The organism is Filomicrobium insigne (assembly GCF_900104305.1).
Taxonomy (GTDB): Bacteria; Pseudomonadota; Alphaproteobacteria; order Rhizobiales; family Hyphomicrobiaceae; genus Filomicrobium; species Filomicrobium insigne.
The window spans coordinates 851,661-865,398 of the sequence record NZ_FNJC01000001.1; the positions used below are offsets into that span (position 1 = coordinate 851,661).

General features: G+C 58.1%; 14 protein-coding genes and 1 tRNA gene. 11 read left to right on the top strand and 4 right to left on the bottom strand.

Going from position 1 to position 13,738, the window contains the following annotated elements:
- Positions 1-157: 157 nt before the first annotated feature.
- The 6 genes from BLS30_RS03895 (at position 158) to BLS30_RS03920 (ending at position 6,495) form a co-directional block, all read left to right on the top strand.
- Entirely contained in the window at positions 158-1,168 is a 1,011-nt protein-coding gene (locus tag BLS30_RS03895) for an NAD-dependent epimerase/dehydratase family protein (protein WP_052743750.1), read from the top strand.
- Positions 1,165-2,283: a hypothetical protein gene (locus BLS30_RS03900; RefSeq protein ID WP_090226720.1), complete on the top strand. Its 1,119-nt coding sequence runs from the start codon at positions 1,165-1,167 to the stop codon at positions 2,281-2,283. Before BLS30_RS03895 ends, BLS30_RS03900 begins: the two co-directional genes overlap by 4 nt.
- Positions 2,280-3,347 (top strand): glycosyltransferase family protein, encoded by a 1,068-nt coding sequence (locus tag BLS30_RS03905; protein ID WP_090226722.1) that lies wholly within the window; start codon positions 2,280-2,282, stop codon positions 3,345-3,347. The genes BLS30_RS03900 and BLS30_RS03905 overlap by 4 nt, the downstream gene beginning before the upstream one ends.
- Positions 3,348-3,390: 43 nt before the next feature.
- Positions 3,391-4,443: a glycosyltransferase family protein gene (locus tag BLS30_RS03910; protein WP_046477437.1), complete on the top strand. Its 1,053-nt coding sequence runs from the start codon at positions 3,391-3,393 to the stop codon at positions 4,441-4,443.
- 7 nt (positions 4,444-4,450) lie between these two features.
- On the top strand, positions 4,451-5,848 hold the full coding sequence (locus tag BLS30_RS03915) for a GH39 family glycosyl hydrolase (protein ID WP_090226726.1): 1,398 nt from the start codon (positions 4,451-4,453) through the stop codon (positions 5,846-5,848).
- Positions 5,849-5,934: 86 nt separating this feature from the next.
- Positions 5,935-6,495, top strand: coding sequence for an SPFH domain-containing protein (locus tag BLS30_RS03920; protein ID WP_046477435.1), 561 nt, complete (start codon positions 5,935-5,937; stop codon positions 6,493-6,495).
- A 218-nt stretch (positions 6,496-6,713) separates the two neighbouring features.
- Here the strand turns inward: BLS30_RS03920 and BLS30_RS18275 are convergent, their stop codons facing one another.
- The 3 genes from BLS30_RS18275 to BLS30_RS03940 form a co-directional block, all read right to left on the bottom strand.
- Positions 6,714-6,905, bottom strand: a complete 192-nt coding sequence (locus BLS30_RS18275) for an Arm DNA-binding domain-containing protein (RefSeq protein ID WP_244512373.1) — start codon at positions 6,903-6,905, stop codon at positions 6,714-6,716.
- Positions 6,906-7,158: 253 nt separating this feature from the next.
- Positions 7,159-7,248: transfer RNA gene (locus tag BLS30_RS03930), tRNA-Ser, on the bottom strand.
- Positions 7,249-7,826: 578 nt separating this feature from the next.
- Positions 7,827-8,822: a C45 family peptidase gene (locus BLS30_RS03940; RefSeq protein WP_090226732.1), complete on the bottom strand. Its 996-nt coding sequence runs from the start codon at positions 8,820-8,822 to the stop codon at positions 7,827-7,829.
- 344 nt (positions 8,823-9,166) lie between these two features.
- Between BLS30_RS03940 and rplU the strand changes: the two genes are divergently transcribed.
- The 4 genes from rplU to obgE all read left to right on the top strand — a co-directional run bounded on the left by rplU (position 9,167) and on the right by obgE (position 11,734).
- Entirely contained in the window at positions 9,167-9,481 is a 315-nt protein-coding gene (gene rplU / locus BLS30_RS03945; protein WP_046477429.1) for a 50S ribosomal protein L21, read from the top strand.
- A 54-nt stretch (positions 9,482-9,535) separates the two neighbouring features.
- The gene (gene rpmA / locus BLS30_RS03950) at positions 9,536-9,811 is read left to right on the top strand and encodes a 50S ribosomal protein L27 (RefSeq protein ID WP_046477427.1); all 276 of its coding nucleotides are present in this window, start codon (positions 9,536-9,538) and stop codon (positions 9,809-9,811) included.
- A 153-nt stretch (positions 9,812-9,964) separates the two neighbouring features.
- Complete coding sequence (locus BLS30_RS03955) at positions 9,965-10,552, top strand: GNAT family N-acetyltransferase (RefSeq protein ID WP_244465026.1); 588 nt, start codon at positions 9,965-9,967, stop codon at positions 10,550-10,552.
- A gap of 150 nt (positions 10,553-10,702) precedes the next feature.
- Positions 10,703-11,734: a GTPase ObgE gene (obgE, locus tag BLS30_RS03960; RefSeq protein WP_090226736.1), complete on the top strand. Its 1,032-nt coding sequence runs from the start codon at positions 10,703-10,705 to the stop codon at positions 11,732-11,734.
- A gap of 157 nt (positions 11,735-11,891) precedes the next feature.
- Here obgE and BLS30_RS03965 read toward each other — a convergent pair whose 3' ends face one another.
- A complete protein-coding gene (locus BLS30_RS03965) occupies positions 11,892-12,257 on the bottom strand; it encodes a PRC-barrel domain-containing protein (protein WP_046477424.1) in 366 nt (121 codons plus the stop codon).
- Positions 12,258-12,434: 177 nt separating this feature from the next.
- Here BLS30_RS03965 and proB point away from each other — a divergent pair, with 177 nt between their 5' ends.
- The gene (proB, locus tag BLS30_RS03970; RefSeq protein ID WP_046477422.1) at positions 12,435-13,625 is read left to right on the top strand and encodes a glutamate 5-kinase; all 1,191 of its coding nucleotides are present in this window, start codon (positions 12,435-12,437) and stop codon (positions 13,623-13,625) included.
- Positions 13,626-13,738: the final 113 nt, after the last annotated feature.

Sequence of the window (13,738 nt, forward strand, 5' to 3'; positions counted from 1 at the left end):
AATTTTCGGCATCGCCAAGTAAAAAAAGTTGCCGTCGGATCAAAATTTTGCCTTGCGGCTCTCTCCTAACACGCGGGATAGTCCGCAGGCGGGGGAGCTTGCCAGGCCCGTCGACGGCGGCAGGAGTCGAAGATCATCGCGTTCGGAAGGTTCTGATTTGAAGATCATCGTCACCGGAGGGGCTGGCTTCATCGGCACCCACCTCACGCGTCGGCTCGTCGGTCATGGCCACGACGTTATCATTATTGACAACGAGTCCAATTCGAGCCGCGCCAGCGTTCCTGCCGGGGCACGGTTCGTCTTCGGAGACGTCACCAAACCTGAAGAGCTGGAGCCGGTCTTCTCGCAAGGCGCCGATGCCGTCTGTCATCTTGCAGGACAGGTGTCGATCATACGCGCATTCGACAATCCGATTGGCGATCTGCGTACCAATACAGAGGGTACGATCAACGTGGTTCGCGTCTGTCTCGCACATAGGGTACCGCGGCTGATTTACGCCAGTTCAATGACAGCTTACGGCGACACCGATGTGGTCCCGACGCCGGAGAGCGAGCCCTGCCGCCCCGACTCCTATTATGGGATTACGAAGTTCGCTGCGGAGCGCTACGTGCACGCAACCGCCGAACGGCCTGACCTTGAGTGCCCGCTTGCTGTCACCTCGCTGAGGATGTTTTCGGTGTTCGGCCCCGGACAGGCCTGGGACAATCCCTATCAGGGGGTGTTGGGTATCTTCCTTGGACGGATTCAGCGTGGCGAGCCGATCACCATCTTCGGCGACGGAGAGCAGACCCGTGACTTCGTGTTCATCGACGACGTCATCGACGGCTGGTTGGGGGCGCTTGAGAATACGGACTCGACGGCGGGACGGATCATCAATCTGGGGAGCGGCCGGCCGCATTCGATCAACGAACTCGCCGCGAAGGTCCTGGCCGCACACGGCATTCCCGAGGGCGAATACGATGTGCGCTATGCACCGACGCGCCCCGGAGAGCAGCGCCGCGTCCAAGCTGATATCAGCCTCGCACGCGAGTTGTTCGGCTGGCAGCCGAAAACGAGTTTCGAGGAGGGGCTGCTTGAAACAATGCAGTGGGCCGGCGGGACAGGTCCGGGCGAGGACGCGAATGGTCTAACAGCTCAGGCGGAAACCACGATCGGGGAGCGAACATGAAAATTGTACTCGTCGGAGCGCACGACGCCTGGACGCGCAGCACCGCGACGGTTCACCGTTATGTTGCCTGGGGCCGAAAACTCGGCCACCAGATTGCGGTCTACGGACGACCAAACCCAGAGTTGCCGCAACTTCCGGCAACGCTCGATACCTCTGACGCCGATCTCGTCGTGTTCCTTGTTCAGGTGCCCCATGACATTCCGGGAATGCCCGGGATCGCCCGGATGATGGACCGGATTCCACGTGAGAAGCGGATTGTGCTCGACCTGTGGGGGCGCTTCAACGAGACAGTCCGTATTGATCACGATTTCAATCACCTTGAGAAGTTCGACGGTCATCCCGATTGGGAGTGGAAGCAGGCGATGACGGCGTTGGGCGGCACCATCCTCCAGCCGACTCTCAAACCCCGGCGCGCCGACGTGGGGTCATTCCTATTCCATGGTTTCGATCCCAAGGCGGTCGACAAGCCTTTCGATAGTGCCAAAGAAGCAGCGGAAGCGTGGCTGGCAGGAGACCGTGGCGCGAGACCTTACGGTGTCGTCTATGTCGGCAGCAATTGGCAACGCTGGAGCCAGGTGAAACCTTTCCTTGAGGGATACAGGCGATCGGCTGAACGCGTCGGACAGATGTGTCTTGCGGGTTGGGATTGGGCAGAACGCCCCGGCTGGGCACGCGATATGGGCATTGCTGGCGTTGACACCGATCCAGATCTTCTCGCCGATCTTAGGGTCGAAGTGCGAATGGGCATTCGTTTCGACCGCGTCGTGCCCCTCTTGGGTCAAGGGCTGTTTGCCCCGGTGATCCACCGGCCTTTGTTTAAAGAGCTAGCCCTTGTCACGAACCGAACGTTTGAAACGTTCGAGGCCGATTGCGTGCCGGTACTGATGTTGGATCGAAACTTCGTCGAGGTGATCTACGGACCGGCGGCGTTGCGTCTGGTGCCGGGCGAGGACGTGGGGGCACATCTCGAAAGTCTTCTTGACGATCCAGAAGGGGCCTGGGAGGCGGTACTCGAAACGCGTGCGTATCTCGCGCAGCATCATTCAATCGACGGACGCCTAAGGCAGTTGGAGGAACTCGCGTCGGCTGACGTACCGGCTAAGGCGGCCTCATGAAAATACTTTTCGTGATGAAGCATCGCGGCAAGGCCGGCAGCACGCACGCTGTTTCAAACTACATGCGGCTTGCTCCGCATTTCGGGCACGAAGTTGCGATCTTCGGAACGCCGATTTGGTACATCCCGGAGCTAAAGTTCTCGATGGACATCGAAGACTTCGACCGGGTCGTTTACCTGTTCGAGACGGATCTTTACCGTATCCTGCCGGTGCATCAGGCGATCATGCTGAATACCTTCCCGCGCGATCGACGGCTGATCATTGACACCGATGGTATGTATCACGAGCTCATCCAGCTCGATGGCTACGACTTCAACCATGCGAATGAGGCCGACCGGAAGGCATGGATCGCCTACATGGACTCACTCGGCGACACAGTCGTGCACACACTGATGGACGAGTCGCGATTTCCAAAGGCGAAGGCGCTACCGTTCTTCGGCTACGATCCGGCACTTGAGGTCGACGCTGCATCCACTCCGGGCAAAGTATGGGATATTCTTCATGTCGGGCACAATTGGTGGCGCTGGCGTGAGGTGGAGCGCGAGCTATTGCCGGCGTTCCACAAGATCCGCGATCGCGTAGGGCGGATCGGTTTTCTGGGGCTGTGGTGGGACGAGCCCCCGGATGAGGGACCTGATGCCGGCCCCTCCGATGCGTTCCTTGCCGATCCTTATGCTTTCAAGCGACTGAGGATCGAGAGCCCACCGGCGGTCAATTATAACGACGTCATCAAGACGATGAGTTCCGCGCGTATCAACATCATGACGCAACGTCCCCTGTTGCGTCATCTCAAGCATCTCACGCTCAAGTACTTCGAAATCTTCTGTGCCGATACGATTCCACTTTTGATGCTCGACGAAGACCATGCCGAGGAGGTCTATGGACCGGCTGCACGCGAGTTGACATTGCCGGGGCGGGCCGCGGAAAAAATTGTCGATGTGCTCGAGAATGAAGACAAATATCGGGACATCGTCGCGGACGTGCGCACCCATCTGAAAATCCACCACGCCTACGAGGCGCGTGCGCGCGAGCTATTTGAAACTCTCGAGTCTCTCCCCGCATGATTCACCTGCTGCAGCTGACGCGCGCGAACCTGGACCACCGCCCATGAAAATCGTCTTCGTCTACTGGGGCTATGAAAATGCCGGGTCGATGCTCGACCTTCGAGGATATGCGAGGGCGGCAAAGGCAGCCGGGCACGAAGTGATTGTCTACGGTCCACCGGAATGGGCGTTTGCCCTCGACTATTCGAAGGACCTCTCCAACGCTGATGCCGTTGTCTTTGTCGTCGAATGGACGACGGACCTGCAATTTGGCGACAATGTCGACTGGGTCAGACTCCTCACCGCGGTACCGCGGGAGCGGCGTATCATCATCGATTGCGACGGCCACTACAACGAGCCGATATGGTTTATGGGCGACTACAACCATCGCTCGATGGAGGCAAGCGCGGAATGGATCGAGTTTTGCGACAGCTTGACCGACAAAATCTTCCAGCCGACCTACCGCCCGCGCCGCAAGAACGTACGCTCGTTCCTGTTTCACATTTATGACCCCGCCTGGGAGTCGCCAATTCGAACGGATAAGAAGCCGTTCGATATGATCTACGTCGGCCACACAAAGCATCGCTGGCGCGGCATGTTGCAGGTATTCAAGGCGATCGCGAAGGTGCGGGACAAAGTCGGTCGCGTCGGGCTTGTCGGCGAAGGCTGGGGTGACATCATTGATTGGATGGAGCACGGCGAAGCCAAGCTCAAGCACTACGTCGATCGCGAGTACATGAAGACTCATCGCTTCGAGGGACTGCCCGCTGTGCCGTTCAACGAGGTCGCCACGACCATTGAGAAGGGCGTATTCAATCCCGTTGTTTACCGGCCGTTATTCGAGCAACTCGGCTTCGTAACGTGCCGCACGTTTGAAACGCCGGCTTCGGGCACGATCCCGTTGTTTCTGTTGAACCACGAGTACGTGGTCGAGGTCTTCGGCGAACGTGCAACGGAGCTGATGATCCGGGGTGAAGAGGACAGTGAGAAGATCCTCGACGTTCTGGAGCGACCACAGCACTACGCAGAAATCGTCATGGACATTCGCAAGGAATTTCGCGAGCGCCACAGTCCGGAGGCCCGTCTTCGTGAACTCATTGGTTACATCGAGGATTAGCGCGTCGATGGCAGGGAAGGCCACAGCATCCGGGAGCAACGCGGCGGTGGAGGCCGATGCGCGTGCGGTTCCACCGGGCTGGCAGGTTAGCCGTCTGCGTTATGGGTTCAATGAGATCGACGGTTGGCCCGGGTTCGCATTCAGCGACAATCGCTCCGAAATTCAGCGCCGTCTCTCGTTGATGAATACCGAGATCATCCGCCTGTTCGTGTTTGACAAGCCGGTGCCCGATCCCTTCAAGCGATGGGACTTTTTTGCAGCTGTCGTCGATGCCGTGCTCGCCTGCGGTGCAAAACCGATGATCACGTTCGCAAAATTCGAACCTCCCCACCACGATCCGGTGCGCATCGAACGGTTCGTCAAGCGCGCCACCGAAATTGTCTGGAACTGTCTTGAGCAGTGGGGCGGAGAAGAGGTCAAAGACTGGTATTGGTGCGTCTGGAATGAACCCAACAACCCCGACGTCGGAGGCAATCTCTCCTACCGCGATTATCTGACGATCTACCGCGCCATTTCCGAGCCGGTCGTCCAGCTTTTGGCACCCCACACCAAGACCGCACGGGTAAACATCGGCGGCCCCTCTATCGACGGTACGCAGCGTGCGTATTGGCTCGACTGGATCGCACAATTGCTCGACGACATCGACGATGACCACCTCGCGTTTGTGAATTGGCACATGTACAGCGACTGGCGTCCTGCCGCGCCAGTCGAAACCGTCAAGGTCAAGCTTGTTGATGATCCAGCCTCACCCAACGGGCCTGTCTTCGAATCCCTGGTCATGGCGCGTACGCCCCAGTATGAGGCCCGCGCCCGATCCGTCGCGCGGTTGATTGGTGAGCGTGACATCCTCAATTTCTGCGGCGAACTCAACACGATCGCGCATCACGAGCATGAGTTTACCGGTGGGCTCAACCGCAATATTTTGGGAGCGGCCTATTACGCTTCCGCGATTTTGAACCTGATGCGCGGCAGCGCCGATCTCGAGATGCGTTGGACGGCGACGTCAAAGCATTGGTTCGGACGTGACGACGCCTACGGGCTCCTGACCAACGATGGCGTGCCGACTCCACCAGCTCTTGCCAAGCAGATCATCGCCCAGCATGTCAGACGGGGCGACCTGATCCACTTTCCGAGTCAGGACCCGGAGCTTTGCGGTATCGATGCCGTTGTCGCCCAAGGCGAAAATGGCCGGACGAGCGTGGTCCTCGTCAATACACATCCCACGACCCGGCGGATTGAGTTGACCCGAATAGGCGGGGGCGCTGAACGTTGCCACGATGGATTACGATTGGATGCTGCGACAGGCGGACGAGTGACCCGCGTGCAAGCAGCGGACACGATCACGATTGAGGGCTATGGTCTCGCCATTCTGAGTGAGGATGCAAGCCGTACGATCATCGACTGATCGAATGAATGAGACTGCAGTTATTGACAGGCTGCTGACCGGTTCCATGCCGGGCAGGGCGAATTGGAAACCTACGGAGTAGACGCGTGGAGCGGGCATTCGGTTGGATTGGCGAGATTTTCCAAACCCTCATGAAGTTGTTTCCTTGGCTCGTGATTGTGCCGGCGACACATGAGGGAGTCGCTTTCGTTTGGGGCAGGCATATTCGGAGATGGAAGCCGGGGCTGCACTGGTACTGGCCGGTTGCAACTCAGTACAAGACGATCGCCGTCGTGCGCCAGACGCAGCTGATCCAGTCCAAAGTCGTCATGACAAAGGATATGCAGACGGTCATCGCAGGCGCGCTGGTGACGTATTACATCGACGACGTGATCGCCGCGCTGGCCCAGATCGCCGACCTCGCCTCCGACGTCATGGAGCGATCACAGGGCGCCATCTACGAGGTCATCAGCAAGCACACTTTGGAAGAGATCCAGGCGGATCGGCAAGCCTTCAAGGATAAACTTACCGAACGCTGCTGCGAGGCACTCGATGGCTACGGGGTTAAGATCATCCAGGTACAGTTGACCGAGTTTGCCCCAGCCCGGGCACTCGCCATCAACACACGAGGCGCCATCGGCCAATACGCCATGTGGACAGGATTCTGAACGACACTAGCGGCTCGGCTGTCACGATGGGCGCTGCTCCGGCCCAGATAGTGACACCCTCTGCGATGCACGAATGATATCTCTGCTTTGGGTGAGGGAGAAACTTTCGCAAGTAACGACGATGATGCGCCGCAAAGCTGACATTCGAGCGAGCGTGGCGCCGGTTTCCGAGATACTCAAGGGCAATGGTCTTGAAGGTAGAATCTGCGGAAACCTTCTCAGCAAGCCTTTGACGCCTCCTCTGAACGCTTGGGTACAAGCCCCCCCTCAGCCACGAGTCGTTTGGCCGCGTCGCGGCCCTCTCGGGCTTTCTGTAGGGAAACTGTCGGATAACTGCCAAGTGCAAAGGTCTTTTGCTTGCCGGCGAAGCGATAGGCTAAGCGCCACAGCCGAGAGCCGTTGGTTTGCACCAACAAATGAAGCCCGCCGCCGTCCGAGAGCTTATAGGCCTATTCGCGTGGCTTGGCCGCGCGAATAGCAGTATCGGTAAGCGGCATCTGCCCCCTTGGTGTTGGTACTTTCGAAGCACCTACCAACAAAGATACCACCTATTTTTCTGAATGCCAGCGACCGCTCGTGAATTCCTGTGAACGGATAATGCCGGTATTTTCAGGCGTTATCGCCTCTGAAATGAACCCTGATGAACGTCCGTGAACTAGGTTCTGGCGGAGAGGGAGGGATTCGAACCCTCGATACCCTTGCGGGTATGCCGGTTTTCGAGACCGGTGCTTTCAACCACTCAGCCACCTCTCCGTACCGAATATGTATGACGGGAAAAATTGGCTCCGCCTACCCCCAAGGCCGCAGGCCCAAAACACCCGCGACCGCAGTCCCGCCGACGCCAAAAAATGATCCGGCAGGACGCGAGCTTGTAGCGTCTTGATCGCAGCGATGCAAGGGGGCGTATCCGATTGATGACGCGCCTCAAACCGCTCGGCTTTGGACATAAGCACTAAGAATTCCGAAAGCGTCTGATGCGCACCTGCCCTTGCACAAGTCTTTGAAAATTGCGCGATTCGCAGTGCGTACATCGTTTCAAGGGACCCTGGCCAGCCCCTTGAAAACAAAACGAACACTGCTATCTTTGATTTGAGATTCAACAACGGGAAGGAGGTGATCCGATGTTAAGTGAGATCTTCGGACTGACGCGGTGGTCTGGGTTTGCGGGCACAGTGTCGGAGCAGCCTCCGGTTCTAAGCTAGCTGACCAGGATTTCTATCCGGACCGGCGTTTTCAGCCAGTCTCACGGAGGGGTCGCGGACACGCGGCCCCTTTCGCGTTTCTGGAGTTTGCCATGCGCTTCGTGTTGCGCATCCAGGATATTGGTCTCATCACAGGGATAGTTGCAGAGGCATGGTCGCCGCGGCTTGCGCTTCATAGCCTTGGGCGATGAGACGCCCCTCAGTTGCATCAGCTTGCATCACCAGACGCGTCCGATCATTGAGCATCGGAGCAGCGAGCCAGCCAAAATCCGGCTTCAGATCTGCTGGAATTCGCGCCATCTGGCAGGCTCGGCCGGCGCTGTCCGTGCCGCGCGCGGTACCGTGCCAGCCAGCCGCTTGCCAATGGTTCGCCGCGATCTGGTCTCCCGTGTGCACACGGGCCTCTGTTTCAGTGCGCTCAATGATTGCGACCTCACGCGGCCCCAGACCGGAAAGCGCAAAAATGCCGGGAGATGCGATGGGGCGCTCCACTAACATCCGCTTTGCTTCGGTAAAGTCTTCCGCCGTTTCGAACACGTCGCGCAACACGTGTGCAGGCGTTGGATGGGGCATAAGCCAGACGCGTGCGCGATTGGCCGCCCAATCGACCGGGTAAAGTCCCACGGGCCGCCGCATGGGGGCCTGGTTGAGCGCTGCAGCAAAGCGTCCCTTGGCGACAGCCTGCAACACGCCGGTATAGCCGGGCCATGTCAGCGTGAGGAACGGCCCAGCAGCAGCCTCGACCTTTGCCGCGATGATGTGAGCGCCAAGCCCCGGCGTGCGCCAATCGAGCACACGGATGAGGCGGGCGCTGGCATTGTCCGGTGAGGGACACACGCGGACCGTGCAGCCCCATTCATAGTTGACCGACAAAAAGTAGGCCCCAGGCCTTCCGAGACGCACGGCGATGCGGTCAACCTCGGCCAAGTCATCGGCCTCTCGGCGCGCAATCCAACGACGCGATATCGAGTCCAGAACCTGCAGGACGCGATCGGGAGCCCGGCGCGTTGCCACATCAAGTAACGCGTGCGCCCTTTCTTCCTGACGGATAAGGGTCTCCCAGGGGAAGTCGGCCCCAACCTCGATAACCGGTATTTCAGGCAAGTCAGCCTCAGTTACGCGCATGTTTCCGCCTTCACTCCGACCCAGTTGGCCACCCCTCGAGCATGTTCCCATCACTTGGCCGCTGTTATGTCCGCTAACGGCCTATGAGCCTCGAAATTGCCGGTCGTTATCGTTGACAAATGAGCACTCTTCTCTCATAAGACGTCGGTTCGCGGAGGGCATTAGCCTATCCGCGCAAGAGGCGCTGCCCGAGGCCCTCGCCAGCGATTTTTTTCTCTGGCCCGCTTATGCGAATTAAGTCCGCCAAATTTGCCTGATAATTCAAGGCAATACGGTGGCGCCACAGGGCGCGGAAACCCAGCCGGACGCGGAAGCTGCCGGCGAAGAGATAAAGGCTTAATTCAATGTACGCAGTCATTAAGACGGGCGGCAAGCAATACCGTGTCGCTCAAAACGATATCCTGACTGTCGAAAAACTTTCTGGCGAAGCCGGAGCCACGATCGAATTTGACGAGGTTCTGATGGTCGGCGAAGGCGAAAGCGTCAAGGTCGGCGCGCCGCTGGTTGCAGGCGCAAAGGTTACCGCAGAACTGGTCGAGCAAACGCGCGGCCCTAAGGTCATCGCCTTCAAGAAGCGTCGGCGGAAGAATTCCCGGCGGAAGCGCGGTCATCGGCAGGACCTGTCGCTTATCCGTATCACCGGCATCACCGCCGCCTGATTGAACTACGCCCGCGCCCGATGCAGGGCGACAGACTAAGGAAGGACTTGAGCAATGGCACAAAAGAAAGCCGGCGGCTCGACGAAGAACGGTCGTGACTCGGAATCGAAACGCCTTGGCGTGAAGCGCTATGGCGGCGAGCAGGTTATCCCTGGCAACATCATTATCCGCCAGCGCGGCACCAAGTGGCATCCAGGCACCGGCGTCGGCATGGGCACGGATCATACGATCTTTGCCGTTGTCGAAGGTGCCGTTGAATTCCGCACGCGCGGCAATGGCCGAACCTATGTTTCGGTCAAGCCCAGCGAGGGTGTGGCCGCGGCGGAATGATGCGGCGTGCGAAAGCGGTCCGATCACATACGGTAAAATTCGAATAACCCAACAGGAGGCGCACCGCGTGCCTCCTGTTTTTATATTTTCAAGGATCTTGTTGAACGATCGGCGGCACGAACAGGCGCGCGGATCAATGAATACGAGAAGATCATGGTCGGTCGCTTGTGGCATTTGGTGATGAAGAGGATGCAGGGCAGTGAGATCAGGACCCGGCGCTTACGACTTCGGGAACTGACGCAAGCTGACGCACGGCGCATCGCCGAGATTGGCGCGGATTGGGATATCGCCAGCATGACCTCGCGCATGCCTTATCCCTACAGCGAGGCCGCAGCCGATCAATGGATCAACGGCATTCACGACAAGGAAGTCGTACGCGGCATCGCGCTCGATGGTCAGCTCATCGGAGTAACCGGATACCTACCGGACGAAGACGGACAGAGCGCTGAAATTGGGTACTGGCTCGGCAAATCCTACTGGGGCCAGGGCTATGCGACGGAAGCAGCTGCGGCTTTGATTGCTTATTGCTTTCGCCGCGAACGCTTTTCGCATGTTACGTGTGGACACTATATAGACAATCCAGCATCTGAACGGGTGATCGCCAAACTGGGCTTCACGCCGATCGGCCGCAACAGGTGCTGGTGCGAGGCGCGGAATGCAGAAGTCGACGCTTTGCGCTATGAACTCAAGCGGCCACAGACTGCGTGGCTGCGTTTCCAAGGACCATCGCGCGCCGCGTGAACGTCGGTCGTTGCCAGAATTGGCCAATGATGACACGGCCGTACTACACGGTGCCTAACTCGTCAGGATGGATCGCATTAGCTGACGGCGGCGCTGGACGCCTCCCCTTCTTCGCGATTCCCCGAAGCTCTAATTTTCAAAGACTCGACCATGAAATTCCTCGATCAGGCAAAAATCTATATTCAATCCGGTAAGGGCGGCGACGGGAGCATCTCGTTTCGCCGTGAAAAATTTATCGAATACGGCGGCCCGGATGGCGGCGACGGCGGACGCGGAGGCGATGTGTGGGTTGAGTGCGTCGAAAACCTCAACACGCTTATCGACTATCGGTATCAGCAGCACTTCAAGGCTCGCAACGGTACACCCGGTATGGGCCGGAACCGTTCCGGTCCTGCGGGAGATGACTGCGTCATCAAGGTTCCGCCCGGTACCGAGGTTCTCAGCGAGGACCAAGAGACGCTTATCGCTGACCTTCAAACGCCAGGCCAGCGCGCGCTGATCGCGCGAGGCGGCAATGGCGGTTTCGGTAATGCACACTTCAAGAGCCCGACCAACCAAGCTCCCCGCCACGCCAATCCAGGCCAGCCGGGACAGGAAATGACAATCTGGCTGCGCATGAAGCTTATTGCGGATGCGGGGCTCGTGGGCCTTCCCAATGCAGGAAAGTCAACGTTTCTAGCAGCTGTCTCCGCAGCCAAGCCCAAGATCGGTGCCTACCCGTTTACAACGCTTCATCCTAACCTCGGCGTCGTGCGCGCAGGTGACTTCGATTTTGTGCTTGCCGATATTCCAGGGCTGATTGAAGGCGCAAGTGAAGGTGCCGGATTGGGAACGCGTTTTCTCGGCCATGTCGAACGCACGAGCGTCATATTGCATCTTATCGATGCGACGCAGGAAGATGTCTCGACCGCATACGAAACGGTGCGCGGCGAACTCGAAGCGTACGGTGCGGACCTAGATGAAAAAGAAGAAATCATCGCACTGACGAAAATCGATGCGATTGGGGACGATGAGCTGAAGGAACGATCGCACGCCTTGGAGGCGGCTTGCGGAAAGCCGCCACTCTTGCTCTCTGCCGTGTCTGGGAGCGGTGTTAAAGAAGCACTGTTCGCGCTGGCTCGCGTGATCGAACGATCTCGAGATGAAAATTCCAACGTGCCGGCAGAGCCGTGGCGCCCTTAGATTTAGCAATCCGATAGAGAGCGGCTGGCTCTATCCGAGCCAGCCGAAGAGGTTCAGCAGAATGATTATCGAGATCGGGACCCCGAGCAGATAAAGGATAACGCTGCGCATTTGCTTTCTCTTTCTTATTTTTGGCTCATGCTCTCAACGAACGGCGTTAGTGCCAATCGGTTTTCACGCGGTAATAATCGTAAGCCTCTTTACGGGCTTGCATACCGTCATCCGCGATCAAGTCTTCCATGTCGTAGACCGGCGCTTTTTCCAAAACCTCGCGCGTTAGCGGCACGACATAGCCCCCCTTGTCTTCCTGGAAATCCAGCAGCGCCCACGGAACAGCGTGATATTTCTCACCGATACCAAGAAATCCGCCGAAGCTAATCACGGCGAACATGATGCGTGGGGATAGTTTATCCAGGACAATATCCTCAATAGTCCCAATCTTTTCTCCACCTGTATTGTAGACATTAGTCCCAACAACACGCGAAGACTTTATTGCAATGGTATGCCCAGAAGGTGTTGGCATAATTTTTCTCCTCAGACGCACATCTAACCTTTGCTCCATAACCACTAGACATGGCATTATGTTCCATAGATCGCAGGCGGGTTGCGCCCCTCTGCTCACGTGTTTCCTTCAGCGCTCTGCCCAAAATGATGAAACTCTGCTATGGGCGGTGCCTGCACCAACGATAAGAAATAGACGATGTCCCTGCCCAGCGAAGCTGAACTCCCTGCCGTAAAAGCACGCCAAGAATGGCGTGACGCCCGACGCATCGTGGTCAAGATCGGCTCGGCGTTGTTGACCAATCAGCAGACCGGCCGGCTCAAGGCCGAGTGGCTCGCTTCTCTGATCGAGGACATTGCCGCGCTCAGAGGCGAAGGGCGCGATGTTGTCCTTGTCTCCTCCGGCGCCATTGCGTTGGGACGGCACGCATTGAAACTGCCTAAAGGCTCTCTGGAGCTTGAAGAGAGCCAAGCGGCGGCGGCCGTTGGGCAGATCTCACTCGCGCATGCCTACCAGGAGCTCGCCAACAGTCACGGTCTGACCGCGGCGCAGATCTTATTGACGCTCGGAGATACGGAAGAACGACGACGCTATCTCAATGCGCGCAATACGCTGCAGACGTTATTGCAGCTCGGCGCTGTGCCGGTCGTCAACGAGAATGACACTGTCGCCACCAACGAGATTCGATACGGTGACAACGATCGTCTTTCCGCGCGTGTCGCCTCGATGGTCTCGGCAGATTGCTTGGTTCTGTTGTCGGATGTCGACGGATTGTACACTGCGCCACCCGGCTCGAGTTCCGAAGCGCGTCGGCTCGACATCGTCACGGAGATCACACGCGAGATTGAAGCCATGGCAGGCGACGCCGGGACCGAACTTTCCAAGGGTGGGATGAAGACCAAAATTGAGGCCGCGAAGATCGCCCGCGCAGCCGGCTGTCACCTGGTCATCGCCTCTGGCAAAGAGGATCATCCATTGCGGCAACTGAGCGAGGGAGGTCCGTGCACGTGGTTCCTGGCTCCTTCCGACCCGGTGACGGCAAAGAAGCGTTGGATATCCGGGCAACTCGAAGCCAGAGGCGAAGTCGTGATCGACGCGGGTGCGGAACGCGCGTTGATGAAGGGCAAGAGCCTACTGCCAGCTGGTGTTGTAAGGGTCGTCGGAGATTTTGACCGCGGCGACTGCGTCATTATCCGCTCTGAGGATGGCCACGAACTGGGCCGGGGCCTCATCGCTTACGCCCGCGGGGATGCCGAGCGCATCATTGGCAAGAAGACGAGTGAAATCACGGCGATCTTAGGCTATCTCGGTCGTGACGAACTTTTGCATCGCGACGACATGTCGTTACATCGCTCCGCAACAAAACCATCCGGCTCCAACCCATTGTGAGCGCAGCGGGCCTGCCCATGTTAGGCTTTTGCTACCGCACTCACCCGACAGCCCCGTCCACGGCTTCAAAAAGTCTTGACCAAAATATTGGGAATGTCGGCTCAGAAACTTTA

Bases quoted from the DNA above. Each gene is read 5' to 3' on its own strand.
- BLS30_RS03900 (WP_090226720.1), top strand. From the start codon at position 1,165: ATGAAAATTGTACTCGTCGGAGCGCACGACGCCTGGACGCGCAGCACC.
- BLS30_RS03905 (WP_090226722.1), top strand. From the start codon at position 2,280: ATGAAAATACTTTTCGTGATGAAGCATCGCGGCAAGGCCGGCAGCACG.
- BLS30_RS03910 (WP_046477437.1), top strand. From the start codon at position 3,391: ATGAAAATCGTCTTCGTCTACTGGGGCTATGAAAATGCCGGGTCGATG.
- BLS30_RS03915 (WP_090226726.1), top strand. From the start codon at position 4,451: ATGGCAGGGAAGGCCACAGCATCCGGGAGCAACGCGGCGGTGGAGGCC.
- BLS30_RS03940 (WP_090226732.1), bottom strand. From the start codon at position 8,822: ATGCGCGTAACTGAGGCTGACTTGCCTGAAATACCGGTTATCGAGGTT.
- rplU (WP_046477429.1), top strand. From the start codon at position 9,167: ATGTACGCAGTCATTAAGACGGGCGGCAAGCAATACCGTGTCGCTCAA.
- rpmA (WP_046477427.1), top strand. From the start codon at position 9,536: ATGGCACAAAAGAAAGCCGGCGGCTCGACGAAGAACGGTCGTGACTCG.
- BLS30_RS03955 (WP_244465026.1), top strand. From the start codon at position 9,965: ATGGTCGGTCGCTTGTGGCATTTGGTGATGAAGAGGATGCAGGGCAGT.
- obgE (WP_090226736.1), top strand. From the start codon at position 10,703: ATGAAATTCCTCGATCAGGCAAAAATCTATATTCAATCCGGTAAGGGC.
- BLS30_RS03965 (WP_046477424.1), bottom strand. From the start codon at position 12,257: ATGCCAACACCTTCTGGGCATACCATTGCAATAAAGTCTTCGCGTGTT.
- proB (WP_046477422.1), top strand. From the start codon at position 12,435: ATGTCCCTGCCCAGCGAAGCTGAACTCCCTGCCGTAAAAGCACGCCAA.